Annotated in this window: 14 protein-coding genes and 1 tRNA gene; 4 read left to right on the forward strand and 11 right to left on the reverse strand. The window is 59.2% G+C overall.

Annotated features, from left to right (window positions below):
• A partial coding sequence (locus tag VPH41_RS12255) for a hypothetical protein (protein ID WP_328570225.1) occupies window positions 1-7,723 on the reverse strand: 7,723 nt, incomplete at its 3' end.
• A 1,944-nt stretch (window positions 7,724-9,667) separates the two neighbouring features.
• Between VPH41_RS12255 and VPH41_RS12260 the strand changes: the two genes are divergently transcribed.
• Complete coding sequence (locus tag VPH41_RS12260) at window positions 9,668-11,326, forward strand: glycoside hydrolase family 13 protein (RefSeq protein WP_328570226.1); 1,659 nt, start codon at window positions 9,668-9,670, stop codon at window positions 11,324-11,326.
• A 260-nt stretch (window positions 11,327-11,586) separates the two neighbouring features.
• Here the strand turns inward: VPH41_RS12260 and VPH41_RS12265 are convergent, their stop codons facing one another.
• Complete coding sequence (locus VPH41_RS12265; protein WP_328570227.1) at window positions 11,587-12,504, reverse strand: LysR family transcriptional regulator; 918 nt, start codon at window positions 12,502-12,504, stop codon at window positions 11,587-11,589.
• A 137-nt stretch (window positions 12,505-12,641) separates the two neighbouring features.
• Here VPH41_RS12265 and VPH41_RS12270 point away from each other — a divergent pair, with 137 nt between their 5' ends.
• A complete protein-coding gene (locus VPH41_RS12270) occupies window positions 12,642-13,865 on the forward strand; it encodes an FAD-dependent monooxygenase (protein WP_328570228.1) in 1,224 nt (407 codons plus the stop codon).
• Between the two features lie 130 nt (window positions 13,866-13,995).
• On the opposite strand, the gene VPH41_RS12275 is transcribed toward VPH41_RS12270, so the two are convergent.
• From VPH41_RS12275 to VPH41_RS12290, 4 genes are all read right to left on the reverse strand, one after another.
• Window positions 13,996-14,070 (reverse strand) — tRNA-Val (locus VPH41_RS12275).
• Between the two features lie 81 nt (window positions 14,071-14,151).
• A complete protein-coding gene (dnaQ, locus tag VPH41_RS12280; protein WP_328570229.1) occupies window positions 14,152-14,868 on the reverse strand; it encodes a DNA polymerase III subunit epsilon in 717 nt (238 codons plus the stop codon).
• Window positions 14,869-14,971: 103 nt separating this feature from the next.
• Complete coding sequence (rnhA, locus tag VPH41_RS12285) at window positions 14,972-15,409, reverse strand: ribonuclease HI (RefSeq protein ID WP_328570230.1); 438 nt, start codon at window positions 15,407-15,409, stop codon at window positions 14,972-14,974.
• Window positions 15,402-16,178, reverse strand: coding sequence for a class I SAM-dependent methyltransferase (locus VPH41_RS12290; protein WP_152281320.1), 777 nt, complete (start codon window positions 16,176-16,178; stop codon window positions 15,402-15,404). Before VPH41_RS12290 ends, rnhA begins: the two co-directional genes overlap by 8 nt.
• Before the next feature lie 19 nt (window positions 16,179-16,197).
• On the opposite strand from VPH41_RS12290, the gene gloB reads away from it, so the two are divergent.
• Window positions 16,198-17,007: a hydroxyacylglutathione hydrolase gene (gene gloB, locus VPH41_RS12295; protein WP_328570231.1), complete on the forward strand. Its 810-nt coding sequence runs from the start codon at window positions 16,198-16,200 to the stop codon at window positions 17,005-17,007.
• Between the two features lie 120 nt (window positions 17,008-17,127).
• On the opposite strand, the gene aceB is transcribed toward gloB, so the two are convergent.
• Window positions 17,128-18,726, reverse strand: a complete 1,599-nt coding sequence (gene aceB, locus VPH41_RS12300; protein ID WP_152259463.1) for a malate synthase A — start codon at window positions 18,724-18,726, stop codon at window positions 17,128-17,130.
• A 216-nt stretch (window positions 18,727-18,942) separates the two neighbouring features.
• Here aceB and VPH41_RS12305 point away from each other — a divergent pair, with 216 nt between their 5' ends.
• Window positions 18,943-19,854 (forward strand): LysR family transcriptional regulator, encoded by a 912-nt coding sequence (locus tag VPH41_RS12305; protein ID WP_328570232.1) that lies wholly within the window; start codon window positions 18,943-18,945, stop codon window positions 19,852-19,854.
• A gap of 450 nt (window positions 19,855-20,304) precedes the next feature.
• Here the strand turns inward: VPH41_RS12305 and VPH41_RS12310 are convergent, their stop codons facing one another.
• The 4 genes from VPH41_RS12310 to VPH41_RS12325 form a co-directional block, all read right to left on the reverse strand.
• Window positions 20,305-20,508, reverse strand: a complete 204-nt coding sequence (locus VPH41_RS12310) for a cold-shock protein (RefSeq protein WP_010398811.1) — start codon at window positions 20,506-20,508, stop codon at window positions 20,305-20,307.
• A gap of 298 nt (window positions 20,509-20,806) precedes the next feature.
• On the reverse strand, window positions 20,807-21,169 hold the full coding sequence (locus VPH41_RS12315) for an Hpt domain-containing protein (RefSeq protein ID WP_328570233.1): 363 nt from the start codon (window positions 21,167-21,169) through the stop codon (window positions 20,807-20,809).
• A gap of 22 nt (window positions 21,170-21,191) precedes the next feature.
• The gene (gene upp / locus VPH41_RS12320) at window positions 21,192-21,842 is read right to left on the reverse strand and encodes a uracil phosphoribosyltransferase (protein WP_046682928.1); all 651 of its coding nucleotides are present in this window, start codon (window positions 21,840-21,842) and stop codon (window positions 21,192-21,194) included.
• Window positions 21,843-22,029: 187 nt separating this feature from the next.
• Window positions 22,030-23,712 carry an isovaleryl-CoA dehydrogenase gene (locus VPH41_RS12325; protein ID WP_328570234.1) on the reverse strand — a complete coding sequence of 561 codons (1,683 nt, stop codon included), beginning with the start codon at window positions 23,710-23,712 and terminating at the stop codon, window positions 22,030-22,032.
• Between the last annotated feature and the right edge of the window lie 239 nt (window positions 23,713-23,951).

Genomic DNA, 23,951 nt, shown 5'->3' on the forward strand with positions numbered 1-23,951 from the left:
ACGTCTCACGAATCAGCAAGCCGCGCGCATCGTAGTCGCGCATGATCGACACGCCGTCCGGGTCGGTCGATTGTATCAGGTGGCCAGTTTTATCGTACTCATAGATAGTCGTCTTGCCATCGACCTGTTTTGACACGATCTTGCCGCCATCAGCAGCATAGCTTGTCTGCGTAACATTACCCTGGGCATCGGTCTCGGAGATTGGCCGGTTCTGTCCATCGTAGACAGTCTTGCTACCATTGAAGGCGTACGTGCGTTGCTGTAGCTTTCCATCCTGGCCATACTCATAATCGACGATTGCCTGCGCTACCAGCCCAACGGCCATGATCTGCTGCGTCATCCTGCCGGCGGCATCATAGCTATACGTATTGATCACCGGATGCGATACGCCCGCAGCATCCTTACCCGTTTCCGACGACGTCTGGCGGATCAGCAAACCGCGCGCGTCATACTCGTACGTTTTCACCACGCCATCCGGGTCGGCCGATCGCGTCAGCCGGTCAGTTTTATCGTATTCATAGGTGCTCGACTTGCCATTGATCTTCCGCGACTCCGTCCTGCTGCCGTCCACCGCGTAGGTGGCCAATATGACATTGCCTTGCGCATCCGTATGCGATACACGTCGGTCCAGCCCATCGAAAATATCGCGCCGACCATTACCAACATAAGTTCGCTGCTGAAGCTTTCCAGCCTGGTCGTACACATAATCATTGCTCCCCTGTGTAACCAGGCCAACGGCTTCAATCTTCTGCGTCACTCTGCCAGCAGCATCATAGCTGTACGTATTGACCACCGGATGCAATGCACCAGACGCATCCTTCCCGGTTTCCTGCAACGTCTCGCGGATTAGCAAGCCACGCGCATCATATTCGCGCAGTGCCGATGTATCGCCCGGAATTGCCGGCTGAACCAGCTGGCCAGATTGATCGTACTCATAGATAGTCGTCTTGCCATCGATCTGTTTTGACACGATCTTGCCGCCATCAGCAGCATAGCTTGTCTGCGTGACATTACCCTGGGCATCGGTCTCGGAGACTGGCCGGTTCTGCCCATCGTAGACAGTCTTGCTACCATTGACAGCATACGTGCGTTGCTGCAGCTTTCCAGCCGGGTCATACACATAGTCGTTGCTTTCCTGCGTCACCAGGCCCACCGCCAGAATCTGCTGCGTTATCTTGCCGGCGGCATTGTAGGTATAGGTATTGATCACCGGATGCGATACGCCCGCTGCATCCTTTCCGATTTCCGACGACGTTTCGCGGATCAGCAAACCACGCGCGTCATACTCGTACGTTTTCACCACGCCATCCGGGTCGGCCGATCGCGTCAGCCGGTCAGCTTTATCGTACTCATAGGTGCTCGACTTGCCATTGATCTGCCGCGACTCCGTCCTGCTGCCGTCCACCGCATAGGTAGTCAGCATCACGTTGCCTTGCGCATCCGTATGCGACACAAGCCGGTCCAGTCCATCGAAGACTGCGCGCGTACCATTCGCAGCGTAAATTCGTTGCTGCAGCTTTCCTGCCTGGTCATAAACGTAGTCGTCGCTTTCTTGCGCGACTAGACCAAGCGCCAGAATCTGCTGCGTCATCTTCCCAGCAGCATCATAGCTGTAGGTATTGACAATTGGACGTAACGTACCAGCGGCATCCTTGCCTGTCTCCGGGAGGGTCTGGCGAATTATCCGCTCGTGTGCGTCATATTCAGTAACGGTGGTTTTGCCACCAACCTGCCACGACTCCGTCCTGCTGCCGTCCGTCGCATAGGTGACAAGTGACACATTACCTTGTGCATCAGTATGCGACACACGACGGCCCAGTCCATCGTAAACACTACGCGTACCGTTACCTGCATAGGTGCGTTGCTGCAGATTTCCTGCCTGGTCATACGTGTAGTCGTTGCTTTCTTGCGCTACCAAGCCAAGCCCCAAAATCTGCTGCATCATCCTGCCGGCGGCATCATAGCTGTACGTATTAATCACCGGATGCAATGCACCAGACGCATCCTTCCCAGTTTCCTGCAACGTCTCGCGGATCAGCAAGCCACGCGCATCATATTCGCGCAGTGCCGATGTATCGCCCGGAATTGCCGGCTGAACCAGCTGGCCAGATTGATCGTACTCATAGATAGTCGTCTTGCCATTGATCTGTTTTGACACGATCTTGCCGCCATCAGCAGCATAGCTTGTCTGCGTGACATTACCCTGGGCATCGGTCTCGGAGACTGGCCGGTTCTGTCCATCGTAGACAGTCTTGCTACCATTGAAGGCATACGTGCGTTGCTGTAGCTTTCCATCCTGGTCATACACATAGTCGTTGCTTTCCTGCGTCACCAGGCCCACCGCCAGAATCTGCTGCGTTATCTTGCCGGCGGCATTGTAGGTATAGGTATTGATCACCGGATGCGATATGCCCGCTGCATCCTGTCCGGTTTCCGACGACGTTTCGCGGATCAGCAAACCGCGCGCGTCATATTCGTACGTTTTCACCACGCCATCCGGGTCGGCCGATCGCGTCAGCCGGTCAGCGTTATCGTATTCATAGGTGGATGTCTTGCCATTGACCTGGCGCGACTCCGTCCTGCTGCCGTCCGCCGCATAGGTAGTCAGCATCACGTTGCCTTGCGCATCCGTATGCGACACAAGCCGGTCCAGTCCATCGAAGACTGCGCGCGTACCATTCGCAGCGTAAATTCGTTGCTGCAGCTTTCCTGCCTGGTCATAAACGTAGTCGTCGCTTTCTTGCGCGACTAGACCAAGCGCCAGAATCTGCTGCGTCATCTTCCCAGCAGCATCATAGCTGTAGGTATTGACAATTGGACGTAACGTACCAGCGGCATCCTTGCCTGTCCCCGGGAGGGTCTGGCGAATTATCCGCTCGTGTGCGTCATATTCAGTAACGGTGGTTTTGCCACCAACCTGCCACGACTCCGTCCTGCTGCCGTCCGTCGCATAGGTGACAAGTGACACATTACCTTGTGCATCAGTATGCGACACACGACGGCCCAGTCCATCGTAAACACTACGCGTACCGTTACCTGCATAGGTGCGTTGCTGCAGATTTCCTGCCTGGTCATACGTGTAGTCATTGCTTTCTTGCGCTACCAAGCCAAGCCCCAAAATCTGCTGCGTCATCCTGCCGGCGGCATCATAGCTATACGTATTGATCACCGGATGCGATACGCCCGCCGCATCCTTTCCGGTTTCCGACGACGTTTCGCGGATCAGCAAACCGCGCGCGTCATACTCGTACGTTTTCACCACGCCATCCGGGTCGGCCAATCGCGTCAGCCGGTCAGTTTTATCGTATTCATAGGTGCTCGACTTGCCATTGATCTGCCGCGACTCCGTCCTGCTGCCGTCCGCCGCATAGGTGGCCAATATGACATTGCCTTGCGCATCCGTATGCGATACACGTCGGTCCAGCCCATCGAAAATATCGCGCCGACCATTGCCAACATAAGTTCGCTGCTGCAGCTTTCCAGCCTGGTCGTACACATAATCGTTGCTCTCCTGTGTAACCAGGCCAACGGCTTCAATCTTCTGCGTCAATCTGCCGGCAGTATCATAGCTGTACGTATTGACCAGAGGATGCAATACACCAGACGCATCCTTCCCGGTTTCCTGCAACGTCTCGCGGATCAGCAAGCCGCGCGCATCATATATGCGCAGTGCCGATGTATCGCCCGGAATTGCCGGCTGAACCAGCTGACCAGATTGATCGTACTCATAGATAGTCGTCTTGCCACCGACCTGTTTTGACACGATCTTGCCGCCATCAGCAGCATAGCTTGTCAGCGTGACATTGCCCTGGGCATCAGTCTCGGAAACTGGCCGGTCCAGCCCATCGTAGATAGTCCTACTGCCATTGAAAGCGTAAATGCGCTGCTGCAACTTGCCTGCATCATCATATGCATAATCGATGCTCTCCTGCGCAACCAGGCCAAGGGACAGCACCTTCTGCGTCACCCTGCCGGCAGCGTCGTAGCGATACGTATTGATCACCGGATGCAATGCACCAGAGGCATCCACCCCGGTCTTGGGCAAAGTCTCGCGCAGCAAATGCCCGCCCGCATCGTACTCGGACAGCGTGATCTCGCCGTTGACTTCCTTCGATATCGTCTTGCCGCCATCGGCCGCATAGGTGGTCAGCGTCACAACGCCCTGCAAATCCGTCAGCGCCACGACGCGCCCCAGTGCATCCGTGACGACGCGGGTACTGTTGCTGACATAAGTCTGCTGAGTCACTTTTCCTGCCAGGTCATACTCATACTCCCAGCGCTCTTGTGCCTTGAGGCCCACTGACGTAATTCGTTGCGTCAGCCTGCCGGCAAAGTCATAGCTATTCCGGTTGATGACGGGACGCAGTACGCCAGCGGCATCGAGTCCGGTGCGCGGGTAGGTCATGCTAGATTGCAAGCCCCGAGCATCATATGTCACGTCAGTGAGCCGACCTAAGGAATCAATCATCCGTACGCGGTCGCCAAATCCGTCATACTCATATTTCCGTGTGGAGATATTTCCACTAAACATTTCCACCATGCGACCGGCACGGTCATAAGCGGTTCCATACGTTACCGCGTTGCCTATCGCAACAAACTCAGGTAATACCCCGACTGTTGCCGGAGATAAAAGACTAACCGCGACTTGTGATTCCATCACCTGCGTCTGGCTGCCGGTATACGTAATCCTGGAGGCACTTCCCTGCGCACTGACCTCGAGCACCAGCCGGTTCTGCTGATCATAATAGCGATACCTGGCCTTACCCGCGCCATCCGTTACTTTCACTACGTTGCCGAACGCATCGTAGATGTTCGTCTCGACGGTATCCGCATTGGCATCGGGCTGCAAGGCGGCCTCGATCTGCGCCACCGTCCACGTTATCGCTGTATTGAATGAACGTAATGGCAACGCGTAGCGCACCGACTGGAGCACGCGGCCATCGGCATCTTTGGACAGGCGCGTCACGTAGCCCATCACGTCTATGCTGTACGACAATCTTTTCTCTGAGTCAAAGACACTCATGTTGCCAATGTCACGCAAGGAATCCGGACGCAATTGGGATGCGACCTGGGCCAGCCCAGGGATGCTGCTGCGGTCGACGAATGCTGCCAGCTGGTGTGCATATAGCACGCTGCGCACCGCATTCCCGGCGCCATCGTACCAATACTGGGTGACGGTACCGACCGCATCGATCGCATACACTTTTTGACCGGCATCGTTATATACAAAGCTGCGTATCCTGTCGCCGGCTCCTGCCGTCACAGCTGACAGATCGCCAGTGTTCCATGCCGTGCCGGCCAAAGGCTTGACATACGCAATCTGTTTCGCCAGATTTCCCCATTGATCATAGAGGTACTGCGTCACGAAGCCATCCATGTCGGCCGAATATGCCAGGCGATTGGCCGCGTCATAACTGTTGACCGTGCGGATATCGGCCGCAGCATCTTGCCGTGCCTGCAGCTGCTGCGCAACTTCCACCAAGGACAGCGGCTGGCCAAAGCCCACCGGATGGGCGTACACGATGCGCACTACGACATTCCCACGCGCATCGTAGCGTTGCTCGATTACCTTGCCGCCAGCATCGATGCTGTAGATCACTTTCCCTGCGTCATCGAGCAACTGATAACTCACCACGTCACGCAAGGCATCGACCTGTGGCGTCGGCAGCGAGTCGGGCAATGCTGCCAATGCCGCCAGCGCATCGGACGTCAGACGATTGACATATGCTATATTTTTTACAACATTACCATCGTATTGGGTCTGAATCACGGCGCCAGCTTCATCGATACGCCAAACAACACGGCCACGTTGGTCATACATCACTGAACGATGCTGGGATGGGCTGGCCGTCTGCTGCAAACGGCTGTCTGCATCATAGGAATAGTGAATGTGATCGAGCTCCTGGCCTGCGGCATTACTGCGCATGACAGATAACGCGGCTCCAGTACGGTCATACACCGAGGTCGTCAGTGCCGAACCCGTCGATCCCGCCACAACTTGCCGCCCGTCCGCGTCGTAACTCGTCAAGGTCACGTTCCCTTGCGGGTCCATGCTCGAGAGCAGACGCCCGTTGACATCGTAGGTGTAACGGGTGACTTGACCGGTGCCGTCCATGCTTTGCAGCATGCGGCCACTTTGGTCATACACGTAGCGCTGCTGCGTCTGCGTGGAGCCAACACCCAGCCCGGCAGCATCGACTGCACCATAGCTTGTCGCAAGAATCAGCAAGCCGCGCGCATCGTATGCATACTCCTCGCGCAGTGTGGCCGATTTGTCCGCAATGCCGTCCACCCAGGCGGCCAGCTGCGCCTCGCCCGGCACCGCCGTAGCAGATAGTGTGCCGATATCGTAGCGATTTCCCGCATACTGGACGCTGGCAGCACGTTCGCCATTGGCGTTGTAGCGGAACTCCGCTACCTGCCCCTGAGCGCCGACCTGGAAGCGCAGGCGGCCCGCCGCATCATATATGTAGCGCACAGTCTGCGCCTGGCCGGGTGCGGTTCCATCTGCATTGGCACTCTGGAGCGTCGTTTCCGTCAGCAGGCGATTGCGCACCGGGTCATAGGTCCGCGTGATGGTGTTGCCCAGCGCATCGCGCTGCAGGATCTGGTTGCCATGGGCGTCATATTCCATCTCGACCACGTTGCCAGCCGCGTCCCCACTACGGATCAAATTGCCCTGCGCGTCGTAGGCATAGGTATGCTGCGCAGCCGGTGTGGTCACGCCGGTCAGCTGGCCTTGCGCATCGTAGGCATACACGCTGACGGTACCAAGCGCATCGGTCACGCGTGTGGTACGGCTGGCAAGATCGTAGGCCAGCTGCGTGCGCCGGCCCTGGCCGTCGATCACCGAGGTCACGCGCCAGTCATTGCCGTACTGCTGATAGGTGAACGCCAGCGTCGTACCATCGGCCTGCGTCACGCTGGCGATGCGTTCGCTGTCACCGTCATAAGCATATCGGGTGACGGCGGCATCGCCATCGGCAATGCTGTTGTCTTCTGGCGTCAAATCGGCGCTGACCGATGTCAGGCGGTGCTGCGCGTCATAGCCATAGCGCACCCGCGTCAGTATTGCACCGTTCGCCAGCACATCGCGCACCTGCGCCAGGTCGCCGTTGCTGTACTCGAACCAGCTCGTATCGCCGCTGGCAGTGAGCACGCGCGACAGCAGGCCGGTATTGGCATCGTAGAAATAGCTGAGCTGATGATTGTTCTCGTCCACAGACGAAATAATGCGGCCCTGTTGTGTCGCGTCATACACTTCGCGCACCTGGCCATCGCCGGCCGTCCAGGTCCAGCGCTGCTCCGCCGGGTCATACGCCAGGGTATGGTAGGCGCCGGCGCCATCGGTCGACACATATACGCCACGCGCTTCATCGTAGAGATACAGCGCTTCGCTGCCGTCGCCCGCAATGCGCACCACCGTGCTGCCAACGCCGTTGACAACACCCGTGACGGCGCTGATTTCGCGATTGAGGCCAAATTTCCAGTGCTGGCCCAGCTCCCCTTGCGCGTTATACGTGCGTGTCAAGGATAAATCGATACCACGCGATGCGATAAAGTCATCACGCTGCTGCATGACAATATTGCCATTGGAAACATTCAGGTAGCCTTTTTCCTGGCTCTTGCCGATGCCGGCGATGCCAAACGCGCCTTGCTGCCCCAGCGTCGCCGACGAACCGCCCAACAAACCAAGAGTGTTACCGCTGACAATCGCTACCATCTGTTTCCCCTGTCGCTATGCCTGTCGCATGACGGGCACAATATTGATGTTTGGGGGGATCGTCCGAAGGGAGGAGACAACAACACTGCTGCTGACCATGCCTGCAATTCGGGAGCAATCCACCGCTCTTGAACAAGGTATCCAGACTTTTCTGCAATTGTTTAGGTGATTTTTGATTTTTTTTCGAAGGCCGATCTGAATTACCATGAGTCTTGTCGGCATTCTTGCGCCGCCATTCCACTCAAAGAGCTAGTTAAGAATGGAAATTGGCACACCGAAGAAATTACGATAGATGCATTCAAGCAGGCCAATGAGCGCAGCCTCGCGATTGCAGAGGTCGCCGCAAGGCTTGACGTCAGTGCCCACGCACCTGCCAGTGGTTAAGCGCTGCAGTACCTCGGTAGGGGAGCGCCAATCCATCATCGATGCACAGACGGCAGATTAGAGTATTGCAGCCAACGATTGAGTTCGCGGCCGCAAGCTGCCTTTAAATTCATTTAACTTGGACCTGATGGAAATTTTGAGCATAGTGGTGCTGGCGTTAATTTTCTTGTCTTTACCTGTCACCATTGCCTGAGGAATTCTTGTCGCGCGGCTAAAAATAATTCGCGCGGGTGGACATGGAGCGGCAGGATGCGCTCTACGCTATATTGCGCAAGGCTTGGGAATGCCGATAGTCGTTGCTGCTCTGGCTTCTGCCTTTTTGGTGCTCCTCACCATTGGCGGTGGCCCTGCATGGATTTGGCCTATCTTTTTCTATGGCCTCGTCACACTACTTTGCCATTGGTTGCTCCCTGGCGTGGATAGCTGTGGGATGTTGGTTTCTTGTGAAGCATACTCTTGCTAGGATGAATCGCCATTTGTAGCTGCGACTCTCCTGATCCATGGTTCTTGAAAGATGAAAAACCGATGGATCGTGTTAAGGGCCGGAGTGTCTTGCCAGGCACCTGGTGTGCAATCTGGTAGCTGCCTGATCCAACGACGGGATCGGATCTGGCCTGTCTATCTCCCCCCTGCCCTGCAGAGACTTCTGCCGCGCTCCAGCACGAGCTGCTTGAGCTTCGGTGGATTCCACCATGACCTCTTCCGTGGCTAAACCCTTTACAAGGTTAATCTCGGGTTTCGCGGGACGCCGCGCGATCGACTCGAGTTCTCTTTCGCATCATTTCTGTTCTCCAACGATGTATTTAAGTTAAAGTGTTGCGTTGACCGATTGGATCCGCAGCCAAAAGCGGTCATTGCCAGAACTTGATTGATTATTATTTTTATGCCTTTTTACATTTAAATGTTTGGAATGTTCAAAAAGCGGCAAGCGCCGTCGTCCCCGTCTACGCACGATTCTGAAGACCGTCACTGCTTGGTTTTCATCCCTGCGCTTGTGACCGTTCTTCTCCACGCTGAAAAAACGTTGGGCAGGCCATTGACAGAGCCCGAAGTCATTGCTGCCCGTGACAACGCGACTTGCATGGCGATGCCCGTTTCACAAGCTGAAATGATGGAGGCGAAACGCGGCTATCCGGACATTGTCGCAGAGGCTGTCTGGCCGGAGTGGCAATCGGCGCGCCTACAACTCGGTCAATCGTGATTATTGAGGCTCGTTACTCAGTAATCCACCAGCGATTGTTCACCTTTAGGCAGCCGATTAAGTCAGCCGGCATCTTATCCCAGACTCAAAAACAAGTGCCTCCAACGTCCGAAAACGGGGCGGATGCGAACGGTGCCATCGGGGTAAAACGCCATGGATAGCTTGGACTTTTCTGATCCATAGTACTTTGAAGACGAAAAACATATGGATCGCGTTAGGACCCCAGTTGTCCTGCCTGGCGCCTGGTGTGCGATCTCGTAACTGACTGCTCCAACGGTGAAATCGGATCTGCCCTCCCCCTGGCGATCCTTGACACGTTGCAAGACAGTGCAGCCAATCCATAAGCGAGAAAGATAATCATGTTGGATAAGAAATGGTGGCATAACGCTGTCGTGTATCAGATCTACCCACGTAGTTTTCAAGACAGCAATCACGATGGGGTCGGTGATCTGGCCGGCATCATCGACAGACTGGACTACCTGCAACATCTGGGAATCAACCTGATCTGGCTGTCGCCAGTGTACCGGTCGCCGATGGACGACAACGGCTATGATATCTCCGACTATCAGGATATCGCCGCTGAATTCGGCACATTGGCCGAGATGGACCAGTTGATCGCAGAGGCGGCCAAGCGCGACATCCGTATTTTGATGGATCTCGTGGTCAACCACACCTCTGACGAGCATGCCTGGTTCATCGAGGCGAAGAAATCCAAGGATGGCCCCTACCGTGACTACTACATCTGGCGCAAGGCAGGCGCCGATGGCTCCCCACCCGACCAGCAACGTTCGTATTTTGGCGGGAGTGCATGGGAATACGATGCCGCCAGCGGGGAATATTACTTCCATCTGTTCTCGAAACGACAGCCGGACCTGAACTGGGAAAATCCCCAGGTGCAGGAAGAGGTGCATCGCATGATGAACTGGTGGTTGGACAAGGGCATCGGCGGCTTCCGCATGGATGTGATCGATCTCATCGGCAAACAGGTCGACCAGCAGATCATCGCCGACGGCGCACGACTGCACCCGCTGCTGCAGCAAATGCACCAAGCGACCTTGGCCACACGCGATGTATTGTCGGTGGGCGAGACGTGGAGCGCCACCCCGGAGACCGCCAAGCTGTATTCCGACCCGGCGCGTCAGGAGCTGTCGATGGTCTTCCAGTTTGAGCACATCACCATGACCCACGATGCCAGGGAGGGGAAATGGAAGCCGCGGCCGTTCGATCTGATCGAATTCAAGCAGATCATCGGCAAGTGGCAGACCGCGCTGGCCGATGCCGGCTGGAATTCGCTGTTCTGGAATAACCACGACCTGCCGCGCGCCGTATCCAAATACGGCGACCCCGGCCGTTACCGGGTCGAGTCGGCCAAGATGCTGGCCACCGCGCTACATTTTCTCAAGGGCACCCCCTACGTCTATCAAGGCGAGGAAATAGGCATGACCAATGTCCGTTTCGATTCCATCGACGACTATCGCGACATCGAATCGCTCAACCTCTACCACGAACGCACGGCCGCCGGCGTGTCACCGGAGACGATGATGGCCGGCATCCACGCCAACGGGCGGGACAATGCACGCACCCCCATGCAGTGGAACAGCACACCCAACGCCGGCTTCAGTACTGGCACGCCCTGGCTGAAGCTGAATCCAAACTACCCCGAGATCAACGTCGCGGCCGCGCTGGAACAACCCGATTCGGTCTTCTTCCACTACCAGAAGCTGATCGAACTGCGCAAGCACTGGGACGTCATGGTTTACGGAAAATACCTGCCCTTGCTGGAGCAGCACCCGCAGGTATTCGCCTACCGGCGCAGCCTGGGGAGCCAGCAGCTGGTTGTCGTCAACAACTTCTCCGGAGAACACGTCGAACTGGATCTGCCGGCAATGCTGCACGGCATAGCCGGGCAAGGCTTGATCAGCAACTATGCCCAGCGTGACAGCTGGACCGACCACCTCAGCCTGCAGCCATACGAATCGTTTGCTATTGCTTATGTGTGTGAGGCGGGGCGCGGGTAAAGCATTGTTGCGCAATCACATCGAGTCGCGCGATCGCCTGGGCAAATGGCGCTGGGTGGTCGAACACACACTGGGCTGACTAAACCTCTTACAACGTTAATCCCGGGTTTCGCGTGTCGCGGCGCAATCGATTCGAGTTATTTTTCGCATCAATTCCGCTCAGCAATGGCGCATTTAAGCTAAAGTGTCGCGTTGATCGATTGAATCTGCAGTTGCGGAGCAGACATTCGGCTATTCGGCCGCGTTCCTCAATTCGATTTTCATCTTGAGCCGCTCCCGACTCCTTCCAACCGCAGCTGTATCAATTCCAGCAAAGCCCGAACCCGCGCAGTCACGGAATGCCGATGGCTGTACACGCCAAGCAATTGCAGCGGCGCAGGGCACAGGTCCAGCGGCACTTCCTGCAAGCGGCCCGCGGCAAGATCTTCCTGGCATGGATAGGCCGCCACGATCGCGAAGCCGATGCCTTGCCGCGCGCCCGCCAATGCCAGTTCTCCGCTGTTAACACGATAGCGGCTACGCACAGCTACCTTCACGATGTCGCCTGTGGCGTCGAGAAACTGCCAGGGCTGGCCCTTTAACGCACTCAAGGTGGTAATGCAGGGCAATGACCTAAGTTCACGCACGTGGCGCGGTATTCCAGTTTTGGCCAGCAGGGCGGGCGCCGCGACCACGATGCTGGGCAGCGTAGCGAGTTCGCGGGTGATGAAGGTACTGTCATCCTGGCGCCCACGGTGGAAGACGATGGACAGGTCCATGTCTTCCCGGAGGGCTTCCAGACCGGTCAGGCGCGTGTCGCATTCCAGTTCGATGCCGGGATGGAGGCTGCAGAATTCGGCCAGGATAGGAGCCAGCAGCCTTGGCGCTTCGCCTGGCATGCACATCCTTAGGGGGCCACGCAGTTCACGCTGCACTGCGCCAAGCTCTTCCTCAGTGGAAAGTAAGGCGTCGAGCAAGGGTTTTGCGCGTTCGTAGAGTAGCCTGCCGGCTTCCGTCATGCGCAGATGGCGGGTGCTGCGTTCCAGCAAGCGGACGCCCAGCATGCGTTCCAGCGAGGCGACGTGGCGGCTGACGTTAGAGGATGGCAGGGTCAGCAGGCGTGCCGCGCCGGCAAAGCTTTGTTCATCGACGACCGCCACGTAGACGCGGACGGTATTCAGGTCGAGGGCATTGCGCATGATTATCCCGATTAAGGTATGAAAGCCGCCCATTTTCACATACTAGTGCTCCACAGTGGCGGAATTTAAGATGCCGTCTCGTCCGATGTATCGCCGTCGGCGGCGCGTCGGGACGGATTGAATAGGAGAGCTTCAGCATGGAAATCGGAATACTTGGCGGCGGCATTGCAGGGTTGAGCGTGGCGCTTGCCTTGCGCAAGCGGGGATACAGTCCCCGCGTATATGAGCGCCGGGCGGGGCCTACGACGATGGGGGCTGGCGTTACGCTCTGGCCCAACGCCGGCTTTGTGCTAGAGGAACTCGGGCTGCTGCAAGACATCGCTGCAGTGGCAGGCCGGCCAGTGGCCATGCACCGCCAGGATGCCGCGGGAAACTCTTTGGGGGGCATCGATATTGCGCTGCTGGACCAGATTATGGGACATCCCACCCATACGATTTTGCGCCGGGACTTGCAGGCGGTACTGCTGGATCATGCGGCACAGGCCGGGATCCCGGTAGAATTCGAGCATCGGGCGGTGGCGATCGACCTCGATGCTGGCGGCAAAGCCGTGGCGCGGTTCGAAAACGGGGCAAGCATTCGTCCGGATCTGCTGATCGGCGCCGATGGCCGCATGGACTCGGTGGCGCGCCGGTTTGTCGCGGGGGACAACACGCCAGTTTATCAGGGCTTTGTGAACTGGGTGGGTGTGGCGCAGGCGGAGAGTGCACTGGTGGGCGATATCGCGATTCAGGATTATTGGGGCTCGGGTGATCGCTTCGGTTGCGTGGCCGTCCGGCCGGATTTGGTCTACTGGGCAGCGGCGCAGGCACGGCCATTGCCGGTGGCTTCGCCCGCAGCGGATATGCGGAAGGAGATTGAGGATCTGTTCGCGCGATGGCCCGAGCCTGTCACCCGCATCATCCAGGCGACACCGGCGCATGCCATCCGACTGATTGCCGTGCACGACTTGGAGCCGCTGCACACATGGAGCCGGGCCAATGTACTGCTCGTGGGGGATGCGGCGCACGCGCCGTTGCCGACCTCCGGCCAGGGCGCCTGTCAGGCACTGGAAGACGCCTGGCATCTGGCGCGGTGTCTGGTTGGGACGGACGGCTGCCTCGATGCAGCCTTGCTGCGCTTCGCGGAGATCCGCGGGCCGAAGACCGCGAAGCTGGCCGAGCAGGGTCGAGTTTTCGCGCGCGGCCTGTTCGCTACTGATCCTGAAACCTGCCGCATTCGCAATGAACGCGCCAGGGCGTCCGATCCCTTGCGTGACGTGCATGCCTTGGCAGCAGGATGGGCGCAGGGTTTGCCGATGGCCAGCTGCACGGACGGCACGCCGGTGGACAGCGTTGGCTCCAGCAGTCTGTACCGCCTCTGAAAGACTGTGCCAATGTAGACACCGCATGCGTTGTCCGGCCTCGTCCAGGCGGGTCCGAAGCGGATTTTTCATACCAAACAAAAAAGGCCTACACTAGATCAGTGTAAGCCTTTGATATCAAACGAATTCTTGGTGGGAAGTGCAAGTTTCGAACTTGCGACCCCTGCAGTGTGAATGCAGTGCTCTACCCCTGAGCTAACCTCCCGAAGCGAGGCGAATTATCGCATAGGTGTTGCGGCATCTGCAAGGGCTGGCGACAGGAAATTTAGCGCGGCCCGCTTTTTTCTCAGGCGGCCGCTGGCGGCGCCGTGACGGCGGTCCAGATGCACTGGCCTTTCGCGGCCTTGTCGAGGCCGGCGATGGTGGCTTCGTGGGCGGCGAGTTCCTCGGGTGTGGCGCTCTGGAAGATGACTTCGGCCAGCGGCACGATTTCCAGCACGGCGCCGTCGGCGGCCACTTCCACTTCTTCTTCCATGCTCAGGCTGTTCTGTCCGCGCGTCATGGCCAGGTAGACGTCGGCCAGCAATTCGGAGTCGAGCAGCGCGCCGTGCAGCTTGCGGTGGGCGTTCGAGACGCCGTAGCGGTCGCACAGGGCATCCAGCGAATTGCGCTTGCCCGGATGCATTTCCTTCGCCTGCACCAGGGTGTCAATCACGCCGCAGACTTGCTCGTGGACGGGCGGCAGGTTCAGGCGCTTGAATTCCGCGTTCAGGAAGCCGATATCGAACGGCGCATTGTGGATGATCAGTTCGGCGTCGGCGATGTAGGCGCGGAATTCGTCGGCGATTTCCGCGAATTTCGGCTTGTCGCTGAGGAACTCGGTGGTCAATCCGTGGACGGCCAGCGCGCCCTCTTCCGAGTCGCGCTCGGGATTGATGTAATGGTGAAAGTTATTCCCCGTCAACATGCGGTTGTTCAGTTCGACCGCCCCGATCTCCAGGATGCGGTCGCCCGTGCGCGGGTTCAGGCCGGTGGTTTCAGTATCGAGGACAATTTGACGCATGGCAGGTTCAGTCTTAAAAGCAAAAAGCGAAGGGCACAGTATAGCAAACCTGTGCCCTCCGGTTACGCCCTGCCCGCTGCGGCATGGCAGGAAATTTCAGTTCTCAGCCGCGCACGGTTTCCACGCCCAGGTTGGCCAGCTCATCGGCCCGCTCATTGCCCGGATGGCCATTGTGGCCGCGCACCCAGCGCCATTCCACCTCATGGACGGCCTGGGCCGTGTCCAGCGCCTGCCATAGGTCGACGTTCTTTACGGGCGCCTTGGCGGCCGTTTTCCACCCCCGTGCCTTCCAGCCGTGGATCCATTCGCTGATGCCCTTCTGGACATACTGGCTATCGGTATACATCACGACCTGGCAGGGACGTTTGAGCGCCGTCAAGGCTTCGATCACGGCTTTCAATTCCATGCGGTTATTCGTCGTGTTCAGTTCCCCGCCGTAAATTTCTTTCTTGGCGCCATCGGCCACCATCAGTGCGCCCCAGCCGCCCGTGCCGGGATTGCCCTTGCATGCGCCATCGGCGTAAATTTCTACCTTATCCATCTTGCTGTTCCCGCCTTTTGTTCGTGACCGGTGCGCCTGCGGGCGCCGTCGCCGGTTTCTTGGTCCACGCCGGACCGATCAAGCGCATCCCTTTGACGCGCTTGATCGCCTGCACTATATACACTGCGCCCAGATATGGCCACCAGCGCGCACCGGCCTTGTCCATGAAGGCGTTGCGGCGCAGCCATTTTTCCGTCTTGCAGGCGGGCGCGTAGCAGCCGAAGTGGCTTTGGCTGACGCCCATGTTCAGCAATTTTAACCAGTCTTTCATGCGCGGCATAGAGATCAGCTCGCCCGCCTGCGGCAAATAATGGCGTCCCGTGACGCGTCCCAGGCCCTGGCGCATGCCCCACAGGCTGGCCGGATTGAAGCCGCAGACGATCACGCGCCCCTCCGGTATCAGCACCCGCTCGACTTCGCGCAAGACCTGATGTGGCTCGGCGGCAAATTCAAGCACGTGCGGCAAGACCACCAGGTCCAGGCTTTGCGAGTCGAACGGCAGCTCGTCGAAAGCCGACACGAGGGTCAAACGGCTCTCCTGCGGCGGACGCGCAGGCAGGCGCGAATCGAGCAGCCATTTGTTCGGCATGCGGCTGGCGGCCAGCGCGTCGAGCTGGGGCAAGCCGATCTGCACGGCATTAAAACCGAAGATGTCGACGGTCAGGCTGTCCAGACATTGCTGCTCCCAGGCACGCACGTACAGACCGGCCGGCGTCTGCAGCCAGCCGTCAAGCGCTATAATGGATTTTTCGGATGCCACACTGTCCATTCAGTTTTCTCTTTTGCTCATGACACACTCCCCTGAACACGCTTTATCGGTACTTGCCGTGCCCGCCTTTGCCGACAATTACCTGTGGCTGATCCATGACGGCCGCCACGCCGCCGTGGTCGACCCCGGCGATGCGATGGCCATCCTCGATGCGCTGCAAGCCCATCAGCTGACCTTGTCCGCCATTTTACTCACGCATCACCACGCCGACCACACGGGTGGCGTGCCTGAATTGTTGCAGCATTTCGCCGTGCCCGTCTTCGGCCCGCGCAATGAGGCTATCACAGCCATCACGGAACCGCTTGCCGAAGGCGATGTCGCCTATGTGCCCCAGCTGGGCTTGCAGATGACGGTCATCGACGTGCCCGGCCACACCAAGGGCCATATCGCCTACGTACGGCAGCGTACGGAGCACGGCGACGCACCCTGGCTGTTTTCCGGCGACACCCTGTTTGCCGGCGGCTGCGGCCGCCTGTTCGAAGGCACGCCGGGCCAGATGGCCGACTCGCTGGCCAAGCTGGCCGCCCTGCCCGACGATACCGAGGTATTTTGCGCGCACGAGTACACCTTGTCCAATCTGCGCTTTGCCAACGCCGTCGAGCCGGGCAACCAGGCCTTGCAGGAACGCATCGCCATCGACACGGAAAAGCGCCAGCAGGGCTTGTCCACCGTGCCGTCGACGATTGCCCTGGAGAAGGCCACGAACCCCTTCCTGCGCTACCGCGAACCGGCAATCCTGACCAGCCTGAAGGTGGAAGGCAAACTGGCGGCCGACGCCTCCCCCGTGGAAGCCTTTGCGGCCTTGCGCATGTGGAAGAATAATTTCTAAGGACACCTGAGCAAACCTGCCGCGCACCGGTTTTGCCAGGTGTTGCAGTCATCCATACAAAAAATCCCGGTCGTGCCAACAGCACTACCGGGATTTTTTTATCCGTCTAGTTGATCAGGATCAGATTTCTTCGTACAGCGGCAAGGTCAGGAATTCGGCAAACGATTCCGACGTCGACATTTCCTCGAAAATCTGGCCGGCACGCACATAGGTCGGGCCGTCGCCGCCTGGCGCATCGCGCTGCACCTTGGCCAGCTCTTCCGGAATCATGGCGCGCACCATCTCGGCCGTCACCTTGCGGCCGTCTTCCAGCACGCCCTTGCTGGAACGGATCCACTGCCACACTTGCGAGCGGCTGATCTCGGCCGTGGCCGCGTCTTCCATCAGGTTGTGGATAGGCACGCAACCGTTGCCGGCCAGCCAGCTGCCCAGGTAGTGGATGCCCACGTTGATGTTGTAGCGCAAGCCTGCTTCCGTGATCGGCGCTTCCGGCTGGAAGTTCAGCAAGTCCGATGCCTTGACGTCGATATCGGGACGCTGCTTGTCGATCTGGTTCGGCTTGTCGCCCAGCACTTTCGTGAACTCGCCCATGGCCAGCTCCACCAGGCCCGGATGGGCAACCCAGCCACCGTCGTAGCCGTCGGTGGCATCGCGCGCCTTGTCGTTGCGCACGCCGCCCATGGCGATGTCGTTCTTTTCCGGATCGTTCTTGATCGGGATCAAGGCTGCCATGCCGCCGATGGCTGGCGCCCCCCGCTTGTGGCAGGTTTTCAGCAGCAGCAAGGCGTAGGCGCGCATGAACGGCGCCGTCATGGTGACCTTGGCGCGGTCGGCCAGGCAGAAATCCTTGTCCAGCTTGAATTTCTTGATGCACGAGAAAATGTAATCCCAGCGGCCCGCGTTCAGGCCAGAGCTGTGCTCCTTCAATTCGTACAGGATTTCATCCATCTCGAAGGCAGCCAGAATGGTTTCGATCAGCACGGTCGCCTTGATCGTCCCCTGCGGCAAGCCCAGCTCGTTCTGCGTCATGACGAAGATATCGTTCCACAGGCGCGCTTCCAGGTGCGATTCCATCTTCGGCAGGTAGAAGTACGGGCCGGCGCCGCGCGCCAGCTGTTCCTTGGCGTTATGGAACATGAACAGGGCAAAGTCGAAAATGCCGCCGGAAATGCGCTTGCCGTCGACCAGCACGTGCTTTTCATCGAGGTGCCAGCCGCGCGGACGCACGACCAGGGTGGCAATCTTGTCGTTCAGCTTGTACGACTTGCCATTTTGTTCCAGCGAAATCGTCTTGCGCACGGCGTCGAACATATTGATCTGGCCCGTCAGCTGGTTATCCCAGTTCGGCGTGTTCGAATCCTCGAAGTCCGTCATGTAGCTGTCCGCGCCGGAATTGAAGGCATTGATGACCATCTTGCGCTCGACGGGGCCCGTGATTTCCACGCGGCGGCATTCCAGCGCTTTCGGGATCGGCGCAATCTTCCAGTCGCCGTCGCGGATGTGCGCGGTTTCCGGCAGGAAGTCGGGACGCTCGCCCGCATCGAGGCGCTTGGCCCGCTCCACGCGCACGGCCAGCAATTCCTGGCGGCGCGGCTCGAACGCGCGCGTCAGCTTGGCCACCAGGGCCAGCGCGGCCGGCGTCAGGATCTGTTCATAGCCGGGCTGGATGTCACCCGTGATTTGCATGCCTTCGGGAAGTGCGATCGTGTTCTGCGTCATGAAGTTCTCCGGTTTTTAATAAATATAAGCAAAGGTAATCTGGTGATCCAAGTATAAGCGGAACGACTGCGCGGACAAGCTGGACAGAGGTGCAAAAACACTCTGCCGGGCGGCGCTTTTGTTCTATAGTATTGCACTATAAGGCATGGAAACGAGATTAAAAATCACTTCATCTATGCGTTTTTATCACAAGTGACGAGATAGCGAGAGCATCAAATGGGCCAGTTCAGACAAATATCAACGTTCGTGGAAGTCGTGGCCAAGGGCAGCCTGTCGGCCGCCGCGCGTGCGGAAGGCATCGCGCCAGCCATGATAGGCCGGCGCCTCGACGCGCTGGAGCAGCGCCTGGGCGTAAAACTGTTGCAGCGCACGACGCGCAAGCTGGCCCTGACGAATGAAGGCGCCGCCTTCCTGGAAGATTGCCAGCGCATCCTGGGCGAACTGGAAGAGGCGGAAGCGGCCGTGGCCGAGCGCAGCGTGAAGGCCAGCGGGCATTTGCTCATTTCCGCGCCGGCCGGCTTCGGCCGCCAGCACGTGGCGCCGCTGATCCCCTCGTTCGTGGCCGAGCACCGCGACGTGACGGTGTCGCTGAACCTGAACGACCGCCTCGTCGACCTGATCGGCGAAGGCATCGACGTGGCCATCCGCATCGCCAGCCTGTCCGATTCCTCGCTGGTGAGCACGAAACTGGCGGATAACCAGCGCGTGCTCGTCGGCTCGCCCGCCTACCTGAAACGGGCAGGCACGCCGCGCATCCCGGCCGACTTGGCAAAACATAATTGCCTGGCGATCAGCAGCGAAGGCAGCCAGCGGGGCTGGACCTTCCGCGAAAACGGCAAGAATGTGATTCTAAAGGTGGCGGGCAATATGGTCTGCAACGATGGCGAAGTGCTGCACGACTGGGCGCTGGCCGGCAAGGGCCTGGCGTGGCGCTCGATGTGGGAAGTGGGGGCAGAGATCGCCTCGGGCCAGCTGGTGACGGTACTGGACCAGTTCGCCGCACCCGGCAACGACATCTACGCCGTCTTCGCCCAGCGCCGCCATTTGCCGCTGCGCATACGGGCGTTTGTGGATTTTTTAAGGCATTCATACGCACAGCCCGATTACTGGCGCGAGCCCGCTTTCTGATAGCACCCAATCAAACCTACTGCGCGTCGCGCTTTGCGGCCGGCGATGCTCACCGTACTAGAGTACGGTTGCGCTTCTCGGCCACAAATCACTGCCGCTCGCTACGGTTTGATTGGGCACCGCGACGTTCCAGTTCCAGACTCACCGCCAGACGCCGCCCGGCAGCATGAAGAAGCAGCGTAGCGACGTAGGTCGGCGTAGGTCGGCTTAGCGCAGCGTAAGCCGACGATTCCCAGCCCAGTAGCGACAGGGGAATGCTGGCGTCCGCGCAAGCGCCAGGCCGACCTGCCCGACCGACTGGCCGGCGCCGCAGCGCAGCCGCCCGGCAAATGGCTACTCATGGGCCAAATGCCCCCCCGCAAAGCACGCAAAACCCATGCTTCACGGAAATTCAGGCGAAAAAAAATCCTCGGAGACCGAGGATTTCTTTATTTCGTTTGATCCAGCGTATTAGATTGGCTGAATGTTCGAAGCTTGCTTGCCTTTAGGGCCAGCGGTCACTTCAAAAGAAACGCGTTGGTTCTCTTGCAGGGACTTGAAGCCGTTCGACTGGATAGCCGAGAAGTGAGCGAACAGATCTTCGCCGCCTTCGTCAGGGGTAATAAAGCCGAAACCCTTCGAATCATTGAACCATTTTACGATGCCAGTTGCCATTACAATTTCCTATTTCAGTTAAGTTGGGCTTGCGCCCGTTATATCGTTTGAAGCAAGAAAGAAATGACAGACAAACTGCACTACTACCTCGAATCCAACGATGCCCAATTATACCAACAAAACTGAGAAAAACCATTCTTTCGCAAAATAAACTTGCGAACACCACTTTAATAGCCAAATCCCCGTCTTGCGGCGCCCTGTACCAGCGGCATGGACACACTATATCCTAATCTGCGACGCGGGTGCTTTGCGTTGTATCAAATGAATCATTGCAACCACATCCCTATGGCGCTGTCGCTTATGCCGTGAAATGGGTGGCGCCCGCATCGCGTGCCGCCCAGTGCAACAGCGTCTCCACTTGCATCCGCACGGCAGGCCATTCCGCCACCGCTTGCGCGGGGGCGTTGAGCATGGCGCGCACCAGCTGTTCGATGCGCCGGCATTCCTGCCCCAGCGCGGCAAAGCCGAAGGTGGCGGCCGAGCCTGCTACCGCGTGCAGCGCGCGGTGCAGCGCCGTCAACGGTTCCAGGCGGGGGCCTTCGCTGTCGCAGCGGCCGCTTGCCTGCGCGATCGCCTGCATCAGGGCCGGCACGCCAGCCGCATATTTTTCATTCAAGGCGCGCAAGCGCGCGCGAAAATCCGGGTCGATCAAGGTTGCCATCGCAATACTCGCCTGAGGTGGCTTACTTGGTGCCGAAGATGCGGTCGCCGGCGTCGCCCAGGCCCGGCACGATGTAGGCGTGGTCGTCCAGGTGCGAATCGAGCGCAGCGCAGAACATCTTGACGTTCGGATGCGCATTCTGGAACACGGTCACGCCTTCCGGTGCGGCCACCAGCGCCAGGAAGATGATCTGCTCGTCGGTCACGCCCCGTTTCTTCAACACGTCGACGGCGTACACGGCCGAATTGCCGGTCGCCACCATCGGGTCGCACAGGATGAAGGTGCGCTCGTTCAGGTCCGGCAGGCGCACCAGGTATTCCACGGGCATGTGGGTAGCCGGGTCGCGGTACACGCCGATGTGGCCCACGCGGGCCGATGGCACCAGGTTCAGCAAGCCATCGCTCATGCCGATGCCGGCGCGCAGGATGGGGACGATGGCCAGTTTCTTGCCAGCGATGACAGGCGCGTCGATGGTGACCAGCGGGGTCTTGATTTCACGCGTGGTCAGCGGCAGGTCGCGCGTGATTTCATAGCCCATCAGCAAGGTGATTTCCTTGAGCAATTCACGGAAGGTGCGCGTCGACGTGTCGTGCTCGCGCATGTGGCTCAGTTTGTGCTGGATCAAAGGGTGATCGGTAATGAACAAATTCGGGAAACGTGGATCTTGTTTCATATTATTTTTCTTTCTCTGCTCTTTGGCGCGCGGCAAGCATGGTCTGCAGGCGCGCCGCGTGTCGATAAAATGATGGATTGCAGCATTATCCCAGCCCGCAGCCCGCCTGTGGCCGGAATTTTGAAATAATTACAGACAAAACCGCGCTGGCGCGCGCCGCGGGCCGGGTCCGGCCATGCCGCGCGCCTCAATACTCGCGCAGCGCGCGCGCCAGGATGGCCGCGCAGTCGGTGCCCGTCGGCAAGCGGCCATACGCGCCGCCCGGCGCCTGCGCCAGCCGCGATTGCAAAAATGCCTGCGCGACAAACGGCGGCGCATGGCGCAGCAGCAAGGCCGCCTGCACGGCCAGCACGATACGTTCGGATAATTGCCTGGCGCCAAATTCATCCGTTTGCGGCCCGTCCAGGTCGGCCAGCAGGCGCGCCCGGCAGCCGTCGAAAACGGCATCGCCATCGCCGGCCAGCGCCAGTTCGGCCGCCAGGGCGTCGCGCGCGGCCGGCGACTTGCCGAAGGCGCGCAAGACATCGAGGCACATGACGTTGCCCGAGCCTTCCCAGATCGAATTGACGGGCAGCTCGCGGTACAGGCGCGCCAGCGGCGCATCTTCCACATAGCCGGTGCCGCCCAGCACCTCCATCGCTTCAAAGCCGAAGCCTGGCCCGCGCTTGCAGATCCAGTACTTGCCGGCCGGCGTGAGCACGCGCGCCAGCATCGCTTGCTGCGGATCGTCCTTTTCATCGAAACAGCGGGCCAGGCGTAGCGCAAAGGCCGTGGCGGCCTCGGATTCCAGCGCCAGGTCGGCCAGCACGTTTTGCATCAGCGGCTGCTCGGCCAGCGGCTTGCCGAACACGGCCCGCTGGCGCGCATGGTGCAGCGCCTGCGTCAACGCGGCGCGCATGATGCCGGTGCTGCCCAGCACGCAATCGAGGCGCGTATGGCTGGCCATTTCCAGGATGGTGGGTATGCCCCGCCCCGGCTGGCCCACCAGCCAGCCGTAGGCATGGGTAAATTCCACTTCCGACGAGGCGTTCGAGCGGTTGCCCAGCTTGTCCTTCAGGCGCTGCACGCGGATGGCATTGCGGCTGCCGTCGGGCAAGTAGCGGGGCAGGAAAAAACATGACAATCCCCCCTCGTCCGCCTGTGCCAGGATCAGGTGGGCATCGCACTGGGGCGCCGAAAAAAACCATTTGTGGCCGACGATGCGCCAGGCGCCGCCAGCCTCGTCGCCGAACAGCGCCTGCGCCTCGGCCGGCGGCACGGGCACGGCCCGCGTGGTGTTGCTGCGCACGTCCGAACCGCCCTGCTTTTCCGTCATGCCCATGCCGATCAGGGCGCCCCGCTTCTGCTCCACGGGCAGGGAGCGGGGATCGTATTCGCGCGACAGGATTTTCGGCAGCCAGCGCTGCGCGATTTGCGGCAGATCAAGCGCCTGGCGCAAGGCGGGCACGGAGGCATACGTCATCGTCACGGGACACTGCGTGCCGTTTTCCACCTGCCCCACTAATAGATAGGCGGCCGCGCGCGCCACCTGGGCGCCGGGACCGGGCGCGGCCCACGGCGAGGCGTGCGCGCCGGCGCCCACGAGCATGGCCATCAGTTCATGCCAGGCGGGATGGAACAGCACTTCGTCGATGCGGCGCCCGGCCCGGTCGAACTGCTGCAGCTCGGGCGTGTGGATATTGGCCAGGCGCGCCAGCGCGTAAGTCTCGGCGCGGCCCACCCTCTCGCCCAGCGCGTCGAGCTCCTGCAGCGCGGCGCCGCCGCCCTCGCGCAGCAGCGCTTCGATCAGCGCGGGATCGCAGGCGAACAGATTGACGTTTTCAAACGGCGTGGCCTGGTTGAAAACTTCATGCGTGTCAAAGGCATTCATGGGAGTCTCCCGCGTTTTGTTATCATGGCGCCCTTGCCGTCGCTGGCGCACCGTCAACACCGTCTGCCAGCCAGACTAGCCTAAAGCGCATGGCAGGGCAAGCGCGCTACCGGAAACGGACGCGGCATAAAGTTTCCACAGGGAACGAAAATGCCTGCGTGTGTCGCGCATGATGATTTTTTTCATGGAAGGCAGGAATATTTACAAAACCTGAAGCAATGTTGCTCTATTTCATGTAA

Source organism: Janthinobacterium sp. P210006 (genome assembly GCF_036231885.1).
GTDB classification, from domain to species: Bacteria; Pseudomonadota; Gammaproteobacteria; order Burkholderiales; family Burkholderiaceae_D; genus Janthinobacterium; species Janthinobacterium violaceinigrum.

Excerpts from the sequence above, each read along its gene's own strand:
- VPH41_RS12260 (WP_328570226.1), top strand. The coding sequence starts at position 9,668 with ATGTTGGATAAGAAATGGTGGCATAACGCTGTCGTGTATCAGATCTAC.
- VPH41_RS12265 (WP_328570227.1), bottom strand. The coding sequence starts at position 12,504 with ATGCGCAATGCCCTCGACCTGAATACCGTCCGCGTCTACGTGGCGGTC.
- VPH41_RS12270 (WP_328570228.1), top strand. The coding sequence starts at position 12,642 with ATGGAAATCGGAATACTTGGCGGCGGCATTGCAGGGTTGAGCGTGGCG.
- dnaQ (WP_328570229.1), bottom strand. The coding sequence starts at position 14,868 with ATGCGTCAAATTGTCCTCGATACTGAAACCACCGGCCTGAACCCGCGC.
- rnhA (WP_328570230.1), bottom strand. The coding sequence starts at position 15,409 with ATGGATAAGGTAGAAATTTACGCCGATGGCGCATGCAAGGGCAATCCC.
- VPH41_RS12290 (WP_152281320.1), bottom strand. The coding sequence starts at position 16,178 with ATGGACAGTGTGGCATCCGAAAAATCCATTATAGCGCTTGACGGCTGG.
- gloB (WP_328570231.1), top strand. The coding sequence starts at position 16,198 with ATGACACACTCCCCTGAACACGCTTTATCGGTACTTGCCGTGCCCGCC.
- aceB (WP_152259463.1), bottom strand. The coding sequence starts at position 18,726 with ATGACGCAGAACACGATCGCACTTCCCGAAGGCATGCAAATCACGGGT.
- VPH41_RS12305 (WP_328570232.1), top strand. The coding sequence starts at position 18,943 with ATGGGCCAGTTCAGACAAATATCAACGTTCGTGGAAGTCGTGGCCAAG.
- VPH41_RS12310 (WP_010398811.1), bottom strand. The coding sequence starts at position 20,508 with ATGGCAACTGGCATCGTAAAATGGTTCAATGATTCGAAGGGTTTCGGC.
- VPH41_RS12315 (WP_328570233.1), bottom strand. The coding sequence starts at position 21,169 with ATGGCAACCTTGATCGACCCGGATTTTCGCGCGCGCTTGCGCGCCTTG.
- upp (WP_046682928.1), bottom strand. The coding sequence starts at position 21,842 with ATGAAACAAGATCCACGTTTCCCGAATTTGTTCATTACCGATCACCCT.
- VPH41_RS12325 (WP_328570234.1), bottom strand. The coding sequence starts at position 23,712 with ATGAATGCCTTTGACACGCATGAAGTTTTCAACCAGGCCACGCCGTTT.